This is a genomic window from Mesorhizobium sp. P2_E7 (assembly GCF_056403855.1).
Window position 1 is genome coordinate 2,991,383 of sequence record NZ_JBFUER010000001.1, and the last position, 19,574, is coordinate 3,010,956.

Sequence of the window (19,574 nt, forward strand, 5' to 3'; positions counted from 1 at the left end):
GGATTCAAGGCAGCGCTGAAGAAGCCATCTCCCTTCAGCCGGTCGGCCGACAGATGTGACATCGCGGCAGGCCGGGTTTCGTGGACTCGGAATCGGCCTTCTGCTAATCGGTTGAAATCATCGTTGCCGGAGAGACAAGCCAATGCCCAGCAAGACCGAAAAGCTCCTGTCGCTGCTCAACGGCCAGCCGGTCATCCCGGTGTTGAAGATCGCCAATGTCGCCGACGCCGTGCCGCTGGCCCGGGCGCTCGCCGCCGGCGGCCTGCCGGCAATCGAGATTACACTCAGGACCGCCGATGCGCTGGAGGCGATCCGCCGCGTCGCCGGCGAGGTCGAGGGCGCCATCGTCGGCTCCGGCACCATTCTCGATGCCAGGCAGTTCGAGGAGGCGGCGGCGGCCGGCTCGAAATTTATCGTCAGCCCCGGCATCACCCGCGAGCTGCTGGCGGCGGCCAAGGACAGCGAAGTGCCGCTGCTGCCCGGCGCCATCACGCCCGGCGAGATCATGGCTGCCCGCGAAGCGGGCCTGCGCTTCCTGAAATTCTTCCCGGCCGAACAGTCCGGCGGCATCGCCTCGCTAAAGGCCTTCGCCTCGCCGTTGGCGGACGTAAAATTCTGCCCGACCGGCGGCATCTCGGCCAAGAACGCCGCCGACTATCTCAGCCTGCCCAACGTCATCTGCGTCGGCGGCTCATGGGTGGCACCGGACGAGTTGGTCAAGGCTGGCAAGTGGGACGAGATCGAGGCGCTCGCCCGAGAAGCAAGCAAGCTCAAGAAGTAAACGCCAGGCATTAAAAACCCGGCCGACTTGAGCCGACCGGGTTCGCTGCTTGGAGAACGGTCAATTGCAGACCGTAACCTTCTTCACGATCTTCTGGTGATGCCGCCAGGTCGTGACCCACTTGGTCCGGCAGTGATTGTGATGCATGCGCATATGGTCGTGGGTCTTGATGACAACGGTCGCGGCCTGTGTCGGAGCGATGGCGGCCGAAACCGTTGCCAATGCGATGGCCGACGCCAAAAGAATGTTTTTCATTGATATCCCCAGGTTGGAACGAACCCAGCCTAACCCGCAAAAAGGTCAGTCGTTCCGGCCTCACGAGAAGTTCAGCCGCGCGTGATCGCCAGGGATGGCGTGGCACAAATGTCAGAGGTCTTAGATCGAGAGTTTGGTTCCCGCTCATGGGCTCGAACCACGATTCACGCCTTCAAAGGGCGCTGTCCTACCATTAGACGAAGCGGGAATGCAGGCTGGTGGTTAGCATTCCGGGACGCTGGAAGCCAGTGCTGGAGATTCGCCGATAGAAAAAAGCCGGGCAGGTTGCCCAGCGCGGCTTTGATGTCTGTTCCGGTCGAGGCCCCTACTTCGTCTGGAAACGGGCGACCGAAAGGAATTTTACGGCATTGCCGGTGAAGCGGTTGGCATCGGCCATCTGGTTGTCCGCCTGGAAGCCAGCGGTGTAAACCTCGCTCGGCGGCGTATGCACGATGTTGTAGGCATAGCGCGGCGCAGTCGTCGGGCTGGAAACGGTGGCGATGGTGTCGCCGCTGCTCAGCGCCCAGCGCGCCGCCTGCGGTTCCGCCGCCACCACCACGGCCTTCGGCCCTGGCTTCAGGTCACGAGCCGAGGCCCTGGCTTCCTTGCGCGTCGTCTTGACGCCGGCGCCGATCACTGAGGCCGGATCGGTACCAGCCGGACGGGCAGCAATGGCGCCGCGCGGCGTTGCGGCATCGACACCTGACGGATCGTTGAACGCCGAGCGCGGCTCGAGCGAGGCGACCTGATAGTCGTCGGTAATGCCAGCAGTATCGGTGGCATTGGCCTGTTCGAGAACCGCCTTGACCTCATCCGGACGCTGTGACGGCAGCACCGAGAAGGCGTCCGTTGCGGTTTGCTTGTGGGCCGCCGTATCGGCCAGCGCCAGAAGCACACCCTTGTCCTGTGACGAAAGCTCGGCCGGCGGCGCCGAGCGGTCGGGACGCCAGGTCGGCAGCGGCACGTTGACCGCGACCTGCGCCGGTTCTGCAGCGCCCTGGTCGGCCTCTTGGTCGGCGTTGTTCGGATCAGCCATGCCAAACGGCACGCTGGTCGGTGCCTGCGCCGTCGCCACCGTCTGCTCGGTTGTGGCATCGGCCATACCGAACGGCACGGTCTCAGGCTGCTGCGCACCGACATCGGCTTTCGGCCGCGGCGCGAAATCGGGCAGTGGCACTTCCTTGGCCGGGAGTGCGGCGATGATCGTCTCCGGCGTGTCCTGCTGCGGCTCGGAATCGTCCGCGCTGTCGTCGGCAAGCTGCGGAATATTGGCGCGCTTGGCGTTCTGCGGCGACACGATGGCGATGCCTGGCAGGTTGCTGTTGTTGTCGTTGCTCCTTGCAGCCAGGACCGGCTTCACGCTTCTCGGCGACGGCGCGGCGGTCGCGACATCGGCGCTGTCGTCGGCTTCGTCTTCGCCGCCACCGCCAAAGAAAGCAGACAGGAAGCCACCGGATTTCTTGGTGCTGCCGCCAGCGCTGGCCATCATGATGGCCGGGGAACCGGCGCCCTTGCGCGCCTTGTATGCGGCGAGTGCCTGGTCATAGCCCGGCAGCGGCCGGCCGTCGCTCGGCACATGCAGCGTCTTGCCGTTGGGGAACAGGCTGACCAGTTCCTGGCGGCTGATTCCGGGCCAATGGCGCACATTGCCAACGTCCATATGAACGAAGGGCGAACCGGACGACGGATAATAGCCGACGCCGCCGCCCTGCATCTTGAGGCCGATGTTGCGCAGCTTCTTCAGCGGCACGCCGGGAATGTAGAAGTCCATCGCCTTGCCCAGCATGTGCTGGCTTTCCTTGGCGACACCGCGGCTGCGGCTGCGCAGCATCGAGTTGGTCGCCGGCGAGCGATAACCGCAGACGACCTGGATGTAGTCGGTGGCGCCGGCCTGCCGGTAGGCTTCCCACACCAGGTCGAGCAGGCGCGGGTCCATCTTGGTCGGTTCGTTGCGACGCCAGTCGCGCAGGATGATGTTGATCTTCCTGAGGCCTTCCGGATCGTAGCGACCATTGCGCTTGTAGACGATCTCGGCCTTTTCGTGCGTGTGGAGGTGATAGAGTTTCAGCGAGCGCGTTTCAGCGCTGGCGCCGGTTGCGGCCATTGCAAGGAAACCGAACGCAACAATCACCGCTGCCAGCCATCTCGGCCAGACGCCAATGTGATAGTGCCGCCCGTTGCTGTGTCGTTCGACTTTGTTCAAATCAAAAGGCCTTGCAGGCTGCCGTTTGTCCCCGGATTTGCCCAAACGGATGTGTGGTTGTCACATCCGAATATCGATCCTAATGGTTAATCATCGCTTATTGAAGCCGAAATGCGGTAACACCGTGGCGATATCCCGTCAAAAATAATACACAGGATTTCTTGGTAAACCGCTGGTTTAGATCAAGATTCAGCCTTTTCCCGCTACACGATCTGTTACCGTTAGCCTTAATGCGTGAACAGCGCTGCTCGCATCGGCCGTATTCCCGCCGCAACCCCTTGTGCAGCGCCGACTATCGCCTGGCAAGCTGGTCCCGGCCTTGCGTTGGCAAGCTGTGGAATTCGTATTTTCAGGAGGTTCGTATTTTCAGGAGGCAAGACGGTCGAGGCGGCCGGTTTCCGGGTCGATGCCATATTCCTTGAGCTTGCGGTAGAGCGTCGAACGGCCGATGCCGAGACGGCGGGCGACCTCGCTCATCTGACCGTTGTAATGGTCGATGGCCAGCTTGATCATTTCGAGTTCGACATCGGCCAGCGCGCGCACATTGCCGCGCTCGTCCAGCGCCCTCAGCGTGCCGAAACGCTGAACTAGCCTGGCCGGAGGCTCGATCTCCGCCGCGACAGGACCGACGCCATCAGTCTGCGCGCTGTCGCCTTGCGATTCGCTTCTCCAGGCCATGACGGGGTCCGACAGGGGGACGTCGGCGTCGAGATTGACGGTGCCCTCGACCTGCGCCCGGATCTGCGGGAATTCATCTGGCGTCAGCACATCGCCTTCGGCAAGGACCGAGGCCCGGAACACGGCGTTTTCCAGCTGCCTGATGTTCCCCGGCCAGTCATAGGCCTGCAGCATGGCCAATGCAGCTTCCGAAATGCCATGCAGGCGATGGCCGGCCGGCGCCACCTTGTCCATGAAATGCTTAACCAGATACGGGATGTCGTCGCGCCGGTCGCGCAGCGGGGGCACAAAGATCGGGTAGACATTCAACCGATAGAACAAATCCTCGCGGAACTTGCCGTCCTTGACCTGCTGCAGAAGGTTGCGATGCGTGGCCGAGATCAGCCTGATATCGACCCTGACCGTGGCGCGACCGCCGACCGGATCGACCTCGCCGTCCTGGACAGCGCGCAAGAGTTTGACCTGCACGTCGAGCGGCAGATCGCCGATTTCGTCCAGGAACAACGTGCCTGAATGCGCCTCGACGAACTTGCCGGTGTGTTTGTCGGTGGCGCCGGTGAACGACCCTTTCTCGTGGCCGAACAGGATCGATTCGACCAGATTGTCGGGGATGGCGCCGCAATTGACGGTGACGAAGGGTTTTGAGCGACGATCACCGGTGCCCTGGATGGCGCGCGCCACAAGTTCCTTGCCGACGCCCGACTCGCCCTCGATCAGGATCGGAATGTTGGAGGCCGCTGCCTTTTGGCCAAGGCGGATAACCCGGTCCATCGCCGGGCTGTGCGTGATCATGTCCTTGAAGGTCAAATGCCCGCCGCGCCGCCGCGACGTGCGCTTGACCTCGTCCTCGACCGCCTCGACCTTGAGCGCGTTGCCGATCGCGGTCTGCAGCCGGTCGGGAGACGCCGGTTTGACGACAAAATCGAAGGCGCCGTGGCGCATCGCCGAAACCACCGTCTCGATACCGCCCTGCGCGGTCTGCACGATGACAGGAACAGTAATGCCGCGTTCGCGCATCGCCTTCAGCACGCCGATGCCGTCGAGGCCGGGCATGACAAGGTCGAGGATGACCGCCGACACATCGCGCGCGCCGGGTCCGTCGAGGGCCTCCAGGCCTGCCTCGCCGCCATCGGTAACGATGGCGCTGTGGCCGAATTTCGTCACCGCCGCCTCGAGCAGCCGGCGCTGCACGGGATCGTCATCGACTATGAGAATGGAACCTGTCATGACTGATTTCAGTTGTCCGCCCGGGAAATTCCCATGGATCATCCTGGCACAGGGTTCTAAACAAGGTTTCAAAAAACCCGGTGAATGAATTCCTTAGGATTTGACCGGCTTGCCCTTTCCCCTTGATTCCAGAAGGTAATTGTTGATGAGCAGGATTCTCGGTCGGCAGCTTGCAGCGGCAGCGTCCGGTCAGGGCGCGGCGGAGCTCGGCGACCTGCCGGAATGGAATCTCGGCGATCTCTATTCAGGCATGGAGGCGCCCGAACTGAAGCGCGACATCGCCAAGGCGGCGGCCGACGCTGTCGCCTTCGAGAACCGTTGGAAGGGCACGCTGGCCGCGGAGGCCGAGCGCGGCAGCGCTGGCAAGCTCGGCGAGGCGCTGACAGCCTATGAGGCGCTGGAGGAACTGATCGGCCGCATCGTCTCCTATGCCGGCCTGGTCTATGCCGGCAACACCGCCGATCCGCAGCGCGCCAAGCTGTACGGCGACATCCAGGAGAAGATGACCGACGCCAGCGCGCATCTGTTGTTCTTCGCGCTGGAGCTGAACCTGATCGACGACAAGGCACTCGAAGCAGCCCTCGCCGCCGACGCCGGCTTTGCCCACTACCGGCCCTGGGTGCTCGACCTCAGAATGGACAAGCCCTACCAGCTCGAGGACCGCGTCGAGCAGCTCTTCCATGAGAAGTCGATCACCGGGCGCGGCGCCTGGAACCGCTTGTTCGATGAAACGATGACCGATCTGCGTTTCGACATAGACGGCGAGGAACTGACGTTGGAGCCAGCGCTGAACCGGCTGCAGGACGCCGATGGCGAGGTCCGCCGCCGTGCGGCCGAGGCGCTGGCCACGACCTTCCGCAAAAGCCTGCGCACCTTCACGCTGATCACCAACACGCTGGCCAAGGACAAGGAGATTTCCGACCGCTGGCGCGGCTTCGAGGACATCGCCGATTCACGCCACCTCGCTAACCGTGTCGAGCGCAGCGTGGTCGATGCGCTGGCGTCGGCCGTGCGCGAGGCTTATCCGCGCCTGTCGCATCGCTACTACGCGATGAAGGCGCGGTGGCTCGGCATGGACGTGATGAACCACTGGGACCGCAACGCCCCCTTGCCCGAGACCCCGCAGGCGGTGATCCGCTGGGACGAAGCCAGGAACACCGTGCTGTCGGCCTATCAGCGCTTTTCGCCTGACATGGCGGAAATCGCCCGCGTCTTCTTCGACCGCAACTGGATCGACGCGCCGGTGAGACCCGGCAAGTCGCCCGGCGCCTTTGCTCATCCGACCGTGCCTTCGGCGCACCCCTACGTGCTGCTCAACTACATGGGCAAGCCGCGCGATGTGATGACGCTGGCGCATGAGCTCGGCCATGGCGTGCATCAGGTGCTGGCCGGCGGCCAGGGCGCGCTGATGGCCTCGACGCCGCTGACTTTGGCCGAGACGGCCTCTGTCTTCGGCGAGATGCTGACCTTCCGTTCGCTGCTCGACCAGACCACCGACAAGCGTGAACGCAAGGCCATGCTAGCCCAGAAGGTCGAGGACATGATCAACACGGTCGTGCGCCAGATCGCCTTCTACGAGTTCGAGCGCAAGGTGCATGCCGAACGCAAGAACGGCGAACTGACCTCCGACAAGCTCGGCCAGTTCTGGCTGGAAGTGCAGGCCGAAAGCCTGGGGCCGGCGATCAAGCTTCGCGAGGGCTACGAGGTCTTCTGGACCTACATCCCGCACTTCATCCACTCGCCCTTCTACGTCTACGCCTATGCCTTCGGCGACTGCCTGGTGAACTCGCTCTACGCCGTCTACCAGAATGCCGAGCACGGCTTCCAGGACAAGTATTTCGAGATGCTGCGTGCCGGTGGCACCAAGCATCACTCCGAGCTTCTCGCACCCTTCGGCCTCGACGCCACCGACCCCGCCTTCTGGCAGATCGGGCTTGGCGTGATCGGCGGCTTGATCGACGAACTGGAAGCGCTCGACAGTTGACGTCACCAACCCGTTGGACCGGTGGTGCAAAGCGACAGGTTCGGCGGCCGCTTCGACTTTGAGAAATCGCAGAACAGTTTAGCCGGAATGCATGTGACGGCCGCTCTGTTCTTGTTCTAAATACCTGTTCTTGAAGAACTCTCCGGCGAAATTTTCCGTTAGCTTTCCAGAATCCGTATGATAGCCTTTCCGACTGAAGCTCAGCCGGGCGCGCGGCTCAGGCCGGACAGCATGCCGGCCCATGGCAGCGGTCCGGCGAATGCGACAGCGACGGTTGGCAATGGGCGGGAAAGCCGAACGCCGGCAGTCGACGACAGAGCGGCTGTTCCCCGAACCGCCGAACCACATTGGATGATCCGATCTGCCAAGGTCATGACTTGAGGCGGCGGCGGACGGATCCGACTGGAGAGAGACGATGACCTTCTTCTACATTGTCCTGGCGTTCCTTGTAGGTTTGTTGGTTGGCTGGTTTATCTGGGGCCGGCTGCGCGGCGAGCTTGACAGCCTGCGCGGCGACCTCGACCGCACCCGCAGCGAGCGCGACAGGCTGCGCGCCGATGCCGATCGCCTGACCGGCGAACTCGACGCCTGCGGCAAGACCCGCGCCGATCTCGAACGCCGGCTGCGTGAAACGTCTGCTCCATCGGCCAAACCTTCCAGCGCGGCGCCGGCAGCGCTGGTGTCGACACCCGCAACGGCGAAGTCCGCCCCGGCCGCGAAGCCGGCCACGCCCGCCAAACCCGCCGCGGCCAAGCCTGCCGCCGCCAAGCCAGCTGCGGCCAAATCCGCCGCCGCCAAACCGGCTGCCGGCAAACCCGCGGCTGCCAAGGCGAGCGCCGCTCCGAAGCCTGCCGCTGCAAAGCCGGCCGCAACCCCGAAGAAGGCCGCCCCCGCAACTGGGAAGGCCGACAATCTGCGCCGCCTGATCGGCATCGGCCCGGTCAACGACAAGCTGCTCAAGGGCCTCGGCGTCACGACCTACGCCCAGATCGCCGCATGGACGGCCGCCGACGTCAAGCGCATCGAGGACACGCTGAATTTCGACGGCCGCATCGCCCGCGAAAAGTGGATCGAGCAGGCCAAGTTGCTTGCCGCCGGCGACGAGACGGAATTCGCACGCCAATTCCCGACCGCCGGGACCGCCAACAACACCTGACCGATCATCGGCGATAAGGCCGACAAGGCGGCGCCTTCGGGCGCCGCTTTTGTTTTCGCAAGCGCCACCGTCTTTGCGCCCTGCGACGCCGCTCCCTCGATTGCACGCCGCGCGCCCCCCATATAGAGCGGTTCTGGCGTCATCGACCGCAGCATCCGAGCCCCATGCCCCTGCCCTCTGCCATCTTCCGCAACGACGAAAGCGGCCGTCAGCTGGTCTTCGACCGCCCGGCCGACATCATCGTCGCCCATGATGCCAAGGATTTTCTGCCGGCGCTGGCGGCTGCCCAGGCGGCATCGGACGCCGGCAAATGGCTGGCCGGCTATTTCTCCTATGAAGCGGGTTATCTGCTCGAGCCGAAGCTGGTGCCGCTGCTGCCCGAGGGCCGCCGCGCGCCGCTTGTTTGTCTGGGTGTCTTCGACGCTCCCGTCGAAGAGGCCGTGCCGCGCGCCGATGCGCCGGCTACCAATGGCCCCATCTTCGACGCCAGGGCCAGTTGGTCCGCCCAGGATTACGCCAAGCGCTTCACACGCCTGCACGAGCACATCCGCAAGGGCGATTGCTACCAGGGCAATCTGACGTTTCCGGTCCATGCGCAATGGTCCGGCGATCCGCTCGCCGCCTTCGACGCGCTGACCGGTCGCCAGCCGGTCAAATACGGCGCGCTCGTTTCGTTCGGTGATCCAATCGTCTTGTCGCGCTCGCCCGAACTGTTCTTCGAGATCGACACCGAAGGCGTGATCGAAACCCATCCGATGAAGGGCACCGCGCCGCGCGGCGCAACCAAGGCCGAGGACGCGCGGCTGAAGGCGTTCCTGCGCAATGACGAAAAGAACCAGGCCGAGAACCGGATGATCGTCGATCTCCTGCGCAACGACATCTCGCTGATCAGCGAGGTCGGCACGCTGGAGGTGCCGGAACTGTTCCGCATCGAGAGCTACCCGACCGTTCATCAGATGGTGAGCCGTGTGCGGGCAAAGCTGTTGCCTGACCTCGGCATCCGCCAGATTTTCGCAGCACTCTTCCCCTGCGGCTCGATCACCGGCGCGCCAAAGATCCGCGCCATGGAAATCCTGCACGATCTGGAAGCCACGCCGCGCGACGTCTATTGTGGCGCCATCGGCTGGATCGCGCCCGGCGGCACGATGCGCTTTTCGGTGGCGATCCGCACCATCTCGCTCTTTTCCAGCGGCGAGGCCGTCTACAATGTCGGCGGCGGCGTCGTCTTCGATTCGACGGCCGAGGAGGAGTATCAGGAGTGTCTGCTGAAGGCGCGCTTCGCGACGGGAACACCGCCGACTTCGAGCTGATCGAGACCATGCGCTGGGAGTCTGGCCAAGGCTTCCTGCGCTTCGAGCGCCATCTTGCACGATTGTACGGCTCGGCAAGCGAGCTGGGCTTTGCCTGCGATCCTCAGAAGGTCGGCGAGGTGTTGATGGATACGGTCGGCCGGCAGCAGATCGCCTTGCGCACACGCCTCGTCCTGTCGCGCAACGGCAAGGTGACGGCTGCCGCGCAGCCCTATGAGCCACTCGCTGCAAACAAGGTCTGGAGGCTGCAGCTGGCGCGGGTGCGACTGGATTCGAATGACACGCTGCTGCGCCACAAGACCAGCCGCCGGCAAACCTATCAGCGGGCCCGAGCCGAATATCTGATCAGCCAGGCCGACGAGGTGCTGCTGGCCAATGAACGTGGCGAAATCTGCGAAGGCACCATCACCAATGTCTTTGCCGATTTCGGCGATGGCATGCTGATGACACCCCGGCTCGACTGCGGCCTGCTGCCTGGCGTATTGCGCGCCGAGCTTCTGGACGAAGGCCGCGCCAGCGAAGCCATCTACAGCTATGACGAGCTGAAGTCGGCGAAGGCTATCTATGTCGGCAATTCCCTGCGCGGCTTGATCCCGGCAACATTGGCCTGATACGAAGTTGCCGCGAGAGTGACCGCCGCCGGACTGGACCTCACCCAAGCATGAATTCTCGCCTGCCCACGCACACGCCCTACGATGGCTCGTCAAAACTCTTCACCATCGGGCTGAAGCCGCTTGAGCTCGACAAATGGATCGAGGTCGACGGTAACCTCATCGACCATCTCGCCGAGAAGCGGCGGCTCTATACCGAAATTCCCGACAAGGTGTTTGTCGAGGAGAACGGCACGCGCGACGCCCAGGGCGAAGTGCGCGACCTCATCGAAGCGCATCTTCTGGCGACATTTCCTGAAATCTACAGGCGCACGGCCGCCGGGATCGAGGTGATCAGCGCCGAAGCCAATAAAGCCGATGTCTTCAGCGACGCCCCGCTGGTCGCAGCCTCGCTGCTCGTCCAGGAAGACCTGATCCTGATGCGTCGTGACGATACAGGCTGGCGGCTCGCCGCCGGCTCGCTATGCTTCCCCTCATCCTGGTTGCTGGTCGAAAAATTCGGGCGGCCGCTGCAGGAGATTCACGCACCGGTGCCGGGCTTCGGTCCAGGCACCAGGCCGGCCGAGCTCATCAACCGCATGTTCGACGGTCTCCAGGGTCAGGCCGTCGAGCGCTTCAACTGGTCGATCCAGGCCGACGACGCGCTCTATCATCCGCTCTCCAATGTCGAGCGCATCGACCGTGCCACCAACCGCCCCTCGCGCTTCCCGGACGGCGACGTCAACGCGCACGCCTTCATCCGCGTCGAGCGCCAGACGCTGCGCAAGCTGCCCGTGTCGCGCGACATCCTGTTCACCATCCGCATCCATCTCGACCCGCTGAAAGTGCTGGCGCGGCATCCCGACCGGACAACGCTTGCAGCATCTTTCGCGGAGCAATTGCTGGCGCTGGATGAGGCTCAACTCGACTACAAGGGCATGACCGCCGACCGCGACCGGCTGATCGGCGTCCTTAACCACATGGCCACTGACGGCTAGAAGCGGGGTTGGCGCTTTTTGCTGGTTTGTGACAATGATCTGTGATGTAGCGCATGAGCACCGGGCAAAAAGCCCGGTTTTGTGCGTGTTTTCCCGGCTTTTGTGGGTTTTTTTGAAGGAGTGCTCGATAAAATGGCGAATGAAAACTGGCCCGTTTACGGTGAAATCACCGGCCCTGTCGTGATGATCGGCTTCGGTTCGATCGGACGGGGAACGCTGCCTCTGATCGAGCGCCATTTCAAGTTCGACAAGTCGCGCATGACAGTCGTCGACCCGCTCGACACCGACCGCAAGCTGCTCGACGAGCGCGGCATCGCCTTCGTCCAGGAACATGTGACCGAGAAGAACTACAAGAAGCTGTTGACCCCGCTTCTGACCAATGGCGGCGGCCAGGGCTTTTGCGTCAATCTGTCGGTCGATACCGGCTCGGTCGACCTGATGCGGCTCTGCCGCAAGCTCGGCGTGCTCTACATCGACACCGTCGTCGAGCCGTGGCTCGGCTTCTACTTCGACGCCAAGGCCGACAATGCCAGCCGCACCAACTACGCGCTGCGCGAGGCGATGATCAAGGAAAAGCACGACAAGCCCGGCGGCGCGACAGCAGTTTCGACCTGCGGCGCCAATCCGGGCATGGTCTCGTGGTTCGTCAAGCAGGCGCTGCTCAACCTTGCCGGCGATCTCGGCCTCGAATTTTCCGAACCGGCGCAGGACGACCGCGACGGCTGGGCAAAGCTGATGAAGAAGGCCGGCGTCAAGGGCATCCACATTGCCGAGCGCGACACGCAGCGCACCAAGAAGCCGAAGCCGATGAACGTGTTCTGGAACACCTGGTCGGTCGAGGGCTTCATCTCGGAAGGGTTGCAGCCGGCCGAGCTCGGCTGGGGCACGCATGAGAAATGGATGCCTACGAACGGCAAGGAGCACAAGCATGGCTCCAAGGCAGCGATCTACCTGGAGCAGCCTGGCGCCAACACCCGCGTGCGTTCATGGTGCCCGACGCCGGGCGCGCAATACGGTTTCCTGGTGACGCATAACGAGGCGATTTCGATCTCGGACTTCTTCACCGTGCGCGGCAAGAAGGGCAAGGTGCATTACCGTCCGACCTGCCACTACGCCTATCACCCCTGCAACGACGCCGTGCTGTCGCTGCACGAAATGTTCGGCGCCGCAGGCAAGGCGCAGCCCGTGCATCATGTGCTTGACGAGAACGAGCTGGTCGACGGTGTCGACGAACTCGGCGTGCTGCTCTACGGCCACGACAAGAACGCCTACTGGTACGGCTCGCAGCTGTCGCTGGCTGAGGCACGCAAGCTGGCCCCTTACCAGAATGCCACCGGCATGCAGGTCACCTCGGCTGTTCTCGCCGGCATGGTCTGGGCGCTGGAAAACCCGGAGGCCGGCATCGTCGAGGCCGACGAGATGGACTACAAGCGCTGCCTGGAAGTGCAGTCCCAGTATCTCGGGCCGGTCAAGGGCTACTACACCGACTGGACGCCGCTCGATAACCGTCCGGGTCTGTTCCCGGAGGACCTCGACAAAAACGACCCGTGGCAATTCCGCAACATCCTCGTCCGATAGCGGTTCCATCCCCCTGCCTCACTGCCTTGCAATCGCCCGGAAATCGGGCGATTGAAGGGATGCGGACGAGAGCAGTGTGCGCCCCTTGGGGCGCACGAGGGACCGCTCTGGAAACTTGAGGCCACGCACATCGTGCTTCCCAAACGTCGTTTGGCGATTGGGCCGATGCGTCAGGAGAGGATTTCATATGACGATTGCGCGCAAAATTCTTTCGGCGGGCGCGGCGGGCGCTCTTGCGACGATGCTTGCCGCCTGCACCACCGGCGGCTCCGACGGGCCACCGATCGGATCGCAGCCACGCGGGGTCGAAGGGTCCTGGCTGAACGCCGAAGGCAAGGCGGTCTCGACATTGAGCGGCGGCGTTTTCACCACCGTTTCGGCAGAGACCGGCGAAAAGTTCGCTGATGGCAGCTATACAAAGACCGGCGCCACCTCGGTCGAGATCAACGGCACCTCGCTGATCCGGCAGCAGCCGATCGCTTTCAACTGCCTGCTGGTGTCGATCAACCAACTGAATTGCACCAGCTCCGCTGGTCAGAACTTCGTCCTGACCAGGCGCAGCTGAGCATATCTCATACGGCCTTGCGAAAAGGCGGCGGCACGATGCCGCCGCCCTTTTTATGCCGGCAAATCGATGCCGTTTCCGCTCGCCCTGATTCTTCTTGCATCGCCATAACCGCGATGGGAACATGACCAAAAGCTGGCTGTTATCCTGCAGTCAGGCAAGAGCGTTAAACGCTTTGATCAGATCCATTCGGGAGACGAAGATGAAGAAGCTCGCCGCCATTGCCGCCCTTTCTGCCTCGACGCTCGGCCTGTCGGCCGTGCCATCCTTTGCCGACTACACGTTGAACATCCTGCATTTCAACGATTGGCACAGCCGCATCGAAGGCAACAATAAATACGAGTCGACCTGCTCGGCCGAGGAAGAGACCAAGGGTGAATGCATTGGCGGCGCCGGCCGGCTGGTCACCGCGATCGCCCAGGAGCGAAAGAAGCTCGAAGGCCAGAACGTGCTGCTGCTCAATGCCGGCGACAGCTTCCAGGGATCACTGTTCTACATCACCTACAAGGGCACCGCGGAGGAGGAATTCCTCAATCAGATCAAGCCCGACGCGGTGACGCTCGGCAACCACGAGTTTGACGATGGCGAGAGCGCGCTGGTGCCTTACCTCGACAAGGCGCAGTTCCCGGTCGTCAGCGCCAATGTGGTGCCCAACGACAAGTCCGGCGCCGCGGGCAAGATCAAGCCGTCGATCGTGCTTGAGGTTGGCGGTCAGAAGATCGGCATCATCGGCGCCGTGACCAACGACACGCCTGAACTCGCCTCGCCCGGCCCCAACATCACCATCGCCGACGACGTCAAGTCGATCACCGCGGAGGTCGAGAAGCTGAAGGCGCAAGGCGTCAACAAGATCATCGCCGTCACCCATATCGGCTACCGGCGCGAGCGCGACGTCATTGCCAAGATCCCTGGCATTGATGTGGTCGTTGGCGGCCACAGCCATTCGCTTCTTTCCAACACCGACCCGAAGGCGGAAGGCCCCTATCCGACGATGGTCGACAACCCCGACGGCTCCAAGGTGCCGGTGGTACAGGCGGCCTCCTATTCGAAATATCTCGGCGAGTTCAAGGTCGTGTTCGACGACAATGGCGTCGTCAAGGAAGCCAGCGGCGACCCGATCTTCCTCGACAAGTCGATTACCCCCGATCCGGCCGTGCTTGCCCGTATCAAGGAACTCGGCGCGCCGATCGAGGCGCTGAAGAACAAGGAAGTGGCCGAGACCACCGAGGCCATCGACGGCAGCCGCGAGAATTGCCGCACTAAGGAATGCGCGATGGGCAACCTCGTCTCCGACGCCATCCTCGACCGCGTCAAGGGACAGGGCGTCGAGATCGTCGTTTCCAATGGCGGCGGCCTGCGTGCCTCGATCGACAAGGGCACCGTGACCATGGGCGAGGTGCTGACCGTGCTGCCGTTCCAGAACACGCTGGCGACCTTCCAGATTTCCGGCAAGGATCTGGTTGCCGGGCTGGAAAACGGCGTCAGCCAGGTCGAGGACGGCGCCGGCCGCTTCCCGCAGGTGGCAGGTCTCAAATACGCCTTCGACAAGTCGGTCGCGCCCAATGCCGGCCGCGTCAAGTCGGTCGAGGTGATGGAAGGCGGCGCCTGGGCGCCAATCAATCCGGACAAGGACTATCTGGTCGCCACCAACAACTACGTCCGCCAGGGCGGCGACGGCTACAAGGTCTTCGCCGAGAAGGCCAAGAACGCCTATGATTACGGCCCCGGCCTGGAACAGGTGGTCGCCGACTATCTCGCCGCGCACCGGCCCTATACGCCGAAGCTCGACGGCCGCATCACCGAGGTCGCGGCAACCGTGGCGGCGGCTCCCGCCGCCGAACCGGCCAAGCCGGCACCTGCTCCAGCCGAGCCTGCAAAGCCGGCCGAGGCAGCTCCAGCAGCGGAGCCGGCGATGCCCGCATTGCCGGCAGGCTCCGGCGACATCACCACCACCCCTCCGACTGTCCCCGCGGAAACCGCACCGGCGGCGCCGGCCACCGAACCGGCCAAACCGGCTGAGGCAGCCCCTGCCCCCGCCACGCCCGCCCCCGCCGAGCCGGCAAAGCCGGCCGAGGCCAGCCACGTCATCGTCGCCGGCGATACCTATTGGGACCTGGCCAAGAAGGCCTATGGCGACGGCACCAAATGGAAGGTGATCTCCGAGGCCAACAAGAGCTACGAGCCACGCCGGCTGCCGGTCGGCGCGACCCTGACCATCCCGCCGGCGGCCAACTAGAGCCGGTGGAAATCCGCAACACCCGTCCGGTCAATCGGGCGGGCGTTGCTTTTCCGGACAGGTGCGGCCAGACGTGGCATTGAAAACCGGCGCGGCGCCGTTAGTTTCGCGCCGTGTCCGGAGAACCACTATGACGATTGATCCCAAAGCCGCGAAAGCGCTCGGCCCGCTGCCGGCCGGACATCCGCCAGTAAAGGCAGGCAAGATCGGCGTCATGCTGGTCAATCTCGGCACGCCCGACGGCACCGATTTCAAGCCGATGTGGCGCTATCTCCGTGAATTCCTCTCCGATCCGCGGGTCATCGAACTCAACAAGGCGATCTGGTATCCGATCCTCTACGGCCTGGTGCTGACGACGAGGCCGAAGAAGTCTGGCGCCAACTATGCCAGGATCTGGAACCGCGAGAAGAACGAGTCGCCGCTGCGCACCTACACCCGCGCCCAGAGCGAGAAGCTGGCTGCGACGCTCCGCGACCTGCCCGATGTCGTCGTCGACTGGGCGATGCGCTACGGCAACCCGTCGACGGCGAGCGTCGCGCAAAGGCTGGTCGAGCAGGGCTGCGACCGCATCCTGTCTTTCCCGCTCTATCCGCAATATTCGGCGACCACGACAGCGACCGCCAACGACCAGCTGTTTCGCGCGCTGATGAAGATGCGCCGCGCGCCTGCCGTGCGCAGTGTTCCGCCATACTATGACGAGCCGGTCTACATCGAGGCGCTCGCCCTTTCGATCGAGCGGCATCTGGAAACGCTAGACTTCGAACCGGAGGTTGTCATCACCTCCTATCACGGCATCCCGAAGCCCTATTTCGAGAAGGGCGATCCCTATCACTGCCACTGCCAGAAGACGACGCGGCTGCTGCGCGAACGACTGGGGTGGGATGAAAAGAAACTGATCATCACCTTCCAGTCGCGCTTCGGCGCCCAGGAATGGCTGCAGCCCTACACCGACAAGGTGGTCGAGAAACTGGCGAAGGACGGCGTGAAATCGATCGCCATCGTCAATCCCGGTTTTTCCGTCGACTGCATCGAGACGCTGGACGAGATCGGCCGCGAGGCGGCCGAGACCTTCCACCACGCCGGCGGCGAGAAATTCGCCCACATCCCATGCCTCAACGACAGTGCAGAAGGCATGGCGGTGATCGAGGCGATGGTCCGGCGGGAGCTGTCGGGCTGGGTCTGAGGCCGCCACGTTGCGGCGATCGATCGCCACTGTTGCGGTCTTCTATGCACTAATAATCAGCGATCACCAGATTGTAACATTATTGAAACACACCTAAGTGTTTGGTGAAGTCGGCTGCATGGAATCAACGCCATGGCCGGCATCTGAGGGAGATTTAAATGGACTTCAGCGGTTTCGGTATTGCGATTGGTGCGCTTGCCTTTCTGGTGTTGGTGCTTCTTATCAAAGGCATCCGGACAATTCCACAAGGCTACAATTATACGGTGGAGCGCTTTGGCCGTTATACCAAAACACTAAGCCCCGGCCTCAACCTCATCGTGCCGTTTGTCGACCGTATCGGCGCCAAGATGAACATGATGGAGCAGGTGCTCGACGTTCCGAGCCAGGAAATCATCACCCGCGACAACGCCATAGTCGGTGTCGACGGCATCGCCTTCTACCAGATCCTCAATGCCGCGCAGGCCGCCTACCAGGTCGCCGGCCTCGAGAACGCCATCCTCAACCTGACGATGACCAACATCCGTACCGTTATGGGCTCGATGGACCTCGACGAGCTCTTGTCCAACCGCGACGCCATCAACGAGCGGCTGCTGCGCGTCGTCGACGAAGCGGCGCATCCGTGGGGCATCAAGATCACCCGCGTCGAGATCAAGGACATCAACCCGCCGGCCAACCTTATCGAATCGATGGGCCGGCAAATGACGGCCGAACGCAACAAGCGTGCGCAGATCCTCGCTGCCGAAGGCCTCAAGCAGTCACAGATCCTTGAGGCCGAAGGCCGCAAGGAAGCCGCCTTCCGCGACGCCGAAGCGCGCGAACGCTCGGCCGAGGCCGAAGCCCGCGCCACCCAGGTTGTGTCGGAAGCCATCTCCAAGGGCGACGTGCAGGCGCTCAACTACTTCGTGGCGCTGAAATACACCGAAGCCATGGGCAAGATCGGCACCGCCAACAACAGCAAGGTCGTGCTGATGCCGATGGAAGCCTCGGCGCTGATCGGCACGCTCGGCGGCATAAGTGAGATCGCCAAGGAGGTGTTTCGCAGCGAAGGCACCGCCGGCGCCGCGCGGCAGGCCGCCCGCCCTCCAGTGGTTCGCCCAAGCGAGAACTGAGATCAAGCGACGATTGAGATCATAGGAGCACACTCCCATGTTCGACCGCATTATTTCCGAACTTGGCCCGTGGAACTGGATGGTTCTGGGCCTCGTCCTCCTGGTGATGGAGGTCATAGCACCCGGCATCTTCATGCTGTGGATCGGTATCGCTGCATTGGTGATCGGCCTGATTTCCCTGCTCATCTGGGGCGCAAGCTTCTGGACCTGGGAAATCCAGGTCCTTGCCTTCCTGGCGCTGTCGCTGGTCTCGGCCTACGTCGGCAAGAAGCTGGTTGGTGGCCGTCATGACGAGACGACCGACCAGCCGCTGCTCAACCGACGCGGCGCGCAGCAGGTCGGCAAGATGGCCACCCTTGCCGAACCGATCAAGGACGGCCGCGGCCGCATCAAGCTCGGCGACACGCTGTGGCGCGTGTCGGGCCCCGACCTGCCGGCCGGCACGCAAGTGCGCGTCGTCAGTTCAGCCGATACCGACCTGGAACTGACGGTCGAGGCTGTCTGATCGCCCGAAAGCGCGCTGCGCTTTCGAAATAGAAAAGCAGGGCGCGTCGCGTAGGGCTTCCCCCAACGTGACGCGCCTTTATTTTTCAGGCGGCGCCGATGCGCAGCAGATCATGCAGATGCACCAGTCCCACTGGTCGCCTGTCCTCGACCACCATCAGGCTGGTAATGGCCGAGTTGTTGATGGTCTGCAGCGCCGTCGCCACCAGCGTGTCGGGGGTGGCCGTCTTCGGCTTTTTCGTCATCACCTGATCGACGCTCATCTCCATGAGATTGCTGCCGATGTGGCGCCTGATGTCGCCATCGGTGATGATGCCTACCAACGCGCCGTCGGCGGATGTGATGGCGACGCAGCCGAAGCCCTTGCTCGACAATTCCAGGATCGCCTCGCGCATGCCGGTGCCCGAAGTCACCAGCGGCAGCCTGTCGCCGACATGCATGATCTCGTGGATCTGCGTCAGATTGGCGCCGAGCTGGCCGCCGGGATGGAAGGTGCGGAAATGGTCGGGGGTGAAGCCCCGCGCTTCGAGCAGCGCGATGGCCAGCGCATCGCCGACGACCAGTTGCAGCAGCGTCGATGTCGTCGGCGCCAGGCCGTGCGGGCAGGCCTCCGGCACGGATGGCAGAAGCAGCACCACATCGGCCGCACGCGCCAGCGCCGAAGTGGCGCCGGAGGTAATCGCAATCAGCGGGATCGAAAAGCGCCTGGAATAGGCGACGATGCCCATCAATTCCTTGCTCTCGCCGGACCACGACATGGCGATAATGGCATCATCCCTGGCGATCATGCCGAGGTCGCCATGATTGGCCTCCGCCGGATGGACGAAGAAGGCGGGCGTGCCGGTCGAGGCGAGTGTGGCGGCGATCTTGGAGCCGATATGGCCGCTTTTGCCGACGCCGGTAACGATGACGCGGCCATCGATGCGCGAGATAATGTCGACGGCCTGCGCAAAGGGTTCGGCCAGTCCGTTTTCCAGCGCAGCGGCCAATGCCGCCACGCCGGCCTGTTCCGTGGCTACCGTTCTCAGCGCCGAGGCGATCGAAGCCTGGCTGTTCAAAGGCTTCTTTTCTGGGGATCCCGCATGCATGGCTGAAGCGATTAGCGCGTTGCCGTTCGCCTGTCCAACAGAATTGCCGTCCGGCCAGATCTGACAGGCACCCCTTCAACCTCCCGTTAACCATCCCCGTTTACGGTTCGGTAAGTATGGCGCGCTTGC

The 19,574-nt window shown here is 63.2% G+C and carries 16 protein-coding genes and 1 tRNA gene; 12 read left to right on the forward strand and 5 right to left on the reverse strand.

Going from position 1 to position 19,574, the window contains the following annotated elements:
- Window positions 1–142: 142 nt before the first annotated feature.
- On the forward strand, window positions 143–781 hold the full coding sequence (locus AC1DYC_RS14730; RefSeq protein ID WP_477407336.1) for a 2-dehydro-3-deoxy-phosphogluconate aldolase: 639 nt from the start codon (window positions 143–145) through the stop codon (window positions 779–781).
- Between the two features lie 60 nt (window positions 782–841).
- On the opposite strand, the gene AC1DYC_RS14735 is transcribed toward AC1DYC_RS14730, so the two are convergent.
- From AC1DYC_RS14735 to AC1DYC_RS14750, 4 genes are all read right to left on the reverse strand, one after another.
- A complete protein-coding gene (locus AC1DYC_RS14735) occupies window positions 842–1,036 on the reverse strand; it encodes a hypothetical protein (RefSeq protein ID WP_477407338.1) in 195 nt (64 codons plus the stop codon).
- 134 nt (window positions 1,037–1,170) lie between these two features.
- A tRNA-Gln gene (locus tag AC1DYC_RS14740) sits at window positions 1,171–1,244 on the reverse strand.
- Between the two features lie 117 nt (window positions 1,245–1,361).
- Window positions 1,362–3,197 carry a peptidoglycan L,D-endopeptidase MepK gene (gene mepK / locus AC1DYC_RS14745; RefSeq protein WP_477408312.1) on the reverse strand — a complete coding sequence of 612 codons (1,836 nt, stop codon included), beginning with the start codon at window positions 3,195–3,197 and terminating at the stop codon, window positions 1,362–1,364.
- A 408-nt stretch (window positions 3,198–3,605) separates the two neighbouring features.
- Window positions 3,606–5,144 (reverse strand): sigma-54-dependent transcriptional regulator, encoded by a 1,539-nt coding sequence (locus AC1DYC_RS14750; protein ID WP_477407340.1) that lies wholly within the window; start codon window positions 5,142–5,144, stop codon window positions 3,606–3,608.
- Between the two features lie 145 nt (window positions 5,145–5,289).
- Between AC1DYC_RS14750 and AC1DYC_RS14755 the strand changes: the two genes are divergently transcribed.
- The 11 genes from AC1DYC_RS14755 (at window position 5,290) to AC1DYC_RS14805 (ending at window position 18,358) form a co-directional block, all read left to right on the forward strand.
- The gene (locus AC1DYC_RS14755) at window positions 5,290–7,128 is read left to right on the forward strand and encodes a M3 family oligoendopeptidase (RefSeq protein WP_477407342.1); all 1,839 of its coding nucleotides are present in this window, start codon (window positions 5,290–5,292) and stop codon (window positions 7,126–7,128) included.
- A 415-nt stretch (window positions 7,129–7,543) separates the two neighbouring features.
- Window positions 7,544–8,284: a proton-conducting membrane transporter gene (locus tag AC1DYC_RS14760; protein ID WP_477407344.1), complete on the forward strand. Its 741-nt coding sequence runs from the start codon at window positions 7,544–7,546 to the stop codon at window positions 8,282–8,284.
- A 164-nt stretch (window positions 8,285–8,448) separates the two neighbouring features.
- Window positions 8,449–9,594: an aminodeoxychorismate synthase component I gene (locus AC1DYC_RS14765; RefSeq protein ID WP_477407346.1), complete on the forward strand. Its 1,146-nt coding sequence runs from the start codon at window positions 8,449–8,451 to the stop codon at window positions 9,592–9,594.
- Complete coding sequence (locus AC1DYC_RS14770) at window positions 9,543–10,205, forward strand: aminotransferase class IV family protein (protein ID WP_477407348.1); 663 nt, start codon at window positions 9,543–9,545, stop codon at window positions 10,203–10,205. The genes AC1DYC_RS14765 and AC1DYC_RS14770 overlap by 52 nt, the downstream gene beginning before the upstream one ends.
- 50 nt (window positions 10,206–10,255) lie before the next feature.
- Window positions 10,256–11,182, forward strand: coding sequence for a heme-dependent oxidative N-demethylase family protein (locus tag AC1DYC_RS14775; RefSeq protein ID WP_477407350.1), 927 nt, complete (start codon window positions 10,256–10,258; stop codon window positions 11,180–11,182).
- 132 nt (window positions 11,183–11,314) lie between these two features.
- A complete protein-coding gene (locus tag AC1DYC_RS14780) occupies window positions 11,315–12,760 on the forward strand; it encodes a homospermidine synthase (RefSeq protein ID WP_477407352.1) in 1,446 nt (481 codons plus the stop codon).
- A gap of 187 nt (window positions 12,761–12,947) precedes the next feature.
- Window positions 12,948–13,325, forward strand: a complete 378-nt coding sequence (locus AC1DYC_RS14785; RefSeq protein WP_477407354.1) for an Omp10 family outer membrane lipoprotein — start codon at window positions 12,948–12,950, stop codon at window positions 13,323–13,325.
- A 202-nt stretch (window positions 13,326–13,527) separates the two neighbouring features.
- Window positions 13,528–15,561, forward strand: a complete 2,034-nt coding sequence (locus AC1DYC_RS14790; RefSeq protein ID WP_477407356.1) for a 5'-nucleotidase C-terminal domain-containing protein — start codon at window positions 13,528–13,530, stop codon at window positions 15,559–15,561.
- A 130-nt stretch (window positions 15,562–15,691) separates the two neighbouring features.
- Complete coding sequence (gene hemH, locus AC1DYC_RS14795; protein WP_477407358.1) at window positions 15,692–16,744, forward strand: ferrochelatase; 1,053 nt, start codon at window positions 15,692–15,694, stop codon at window positions 16,742–16,744.
- Between the two features lie 158 nt (window positions 16,745–16,902).
- On the forward strand, window positions 16,903–17,853 hold the full coding sequence (locus AC1DYC_RS14800; RefSeq protein ID WP_112559280.1) for an SPFH domain-containing protein: 951 nt from the start codon (window positions 16,903–16,905) through the stop codon (window positions 17,851–17,853).
- A 37-nt stretch (window positions 17,854–17,890) separates the two neighbouring features.
- Window positions 17,891–18,358: an NfeD family protein gene (locus AC1DYC_RS14805; RefSeq protein ID WP_477407360.1), complete on the forward strand. Its 468-nt coding sequence runs from the start codon at window positions 17,891–17,893 to the stop codon at window positions 18,356–18,358.
- Window positions 18,359–18,443: 85 nt separating this feature from the next.
- On the opposite strand, the gene AC1DYC_RS14810 is transcribed toward AC1DYC_RS14805, so the two are convergent.
- Complete coding sequence (locus AC1DYC_RS14810; protein ID WP_477407362.1) at window positions 18,444–19,445, reverse strand: KpsF/GutQ family sugar-phosphate isomerase; 1,002 nt, start codon at window positions 19,443–19,445, stop codon at window positions 18,444–18,446.
- Window positions 19,446–19,574: the final 129 nt, after the last annotated feature.

What these genes read in the sequence shown, in the direction of transcription:
- AC1DYC_RS14730 (WP_477407336.1), top strand. Translation starts at nt 143, where the DNA reads ATGCCCAGCAAGACCGAAAAGCTCCTGTCGCTGCTCAACGGCCAGCCG.
- AC1DYC_RS14735 (WP_477407338.1), bottom strand. Translation starts at nt 1,036, where the DNA reads ATGAAAAACATTCTTTTGGCGTCGGCCATCGCATTGGCAACGGTTTCG.
- AC1DYC_RS14750 (WP_477407340.1), bottom strand. Translation starts at nt 5,144, where the DNA reads ATGACAGGTTCCATTCTCATAGTCGATGACGATCCCGTGCAGCGCCGG.
- AC1DYC_RS14755 (WP_477407342.1), top strand. Translation starts at nt 5,290, where the DNA reads ATGAGCAGGATTCTCGGTCGGCAGCTTGCAGCGGCAGCGTCCGGTCAG.
- AC1DYC_RS14760 (WP_477407344.1), top strand. Translation starts at nt 7,544, where the DNA reads ATGACCTTCTTCTACATTGTCCTGGCGTTCCTTGTAGGTTTGTTGGTT.
- AC1DYC_RS14765 (WP_477407346.1), top strand. Translation starts at nt 8,449, where the DNA reads ATGCCCCTGCCCTCTGCCATCTTCCGCAACGACGAAAGCGGCCGTCAG.
- AC1DYC_RS14775 (WP_477407350.1), top strand. Translation starts at nt 10,256, where the DNA reads ATGAATTCTCGCCTGCCCACGCACACGCCCTACGATGGCTCGTCAAAA.
- AC1DYC_RS14780 (WP_477407352.1), top strand. Translation starts at nt 11,315, where the DNA reads ATGGCGAATGAAAACTGGCCCGTTTACGGTGAAATCACCGGCCCTGTC.
- AC1DYC_RS14785 (WP_477407354.1), top strand. Translation starts at nt 12,948, where the DNA reads ATGACGATTGCGCGCAAAATTCTTTCGGCGGGCGCGGCGGGCGCTCTT.
- AC1DYC_RS14790 (WP_477407356.1), top strand. Translation starts at nt 13,528, where the DNA reads ATGAAGAAGCTCGCCGCCATTGCCGCCCTTTCTGCCTCGACGCTCGGC.
- hemH (WP_477407358.1), top strand. Translation starts at nt 15,692, where the DNA reads ATGACGATTGATCCCAAAGCCGCGAAAGCGCTCGGCCCGCTGCCGGCC.
- AC1DYC_RS14800 (WP_112559280.1), top strand. Translation starts at nt 16,903, where the DNA reads ATGGACTTCAGCGGTTTCGGTATTGCGATTGGTGCGCTTGCCTTTCTG.
- AC1DYC_RS14805 (WP_477407360.1), top strand. Translation starts at nt 17,891, where the DNA reads ATGTTCGACCGCATTATTTCCGAACTTGGCCCGTGGAACTGGATGGTT.
- AC1DYC_RS14810 (WP_477407362.1), bottom strand. Translation starts at nt 19,445, where the DNA reads ATGCATGCGGGATCCCCAGAAAAGAAGCCTTTGAACAGCCAGGCTTCG.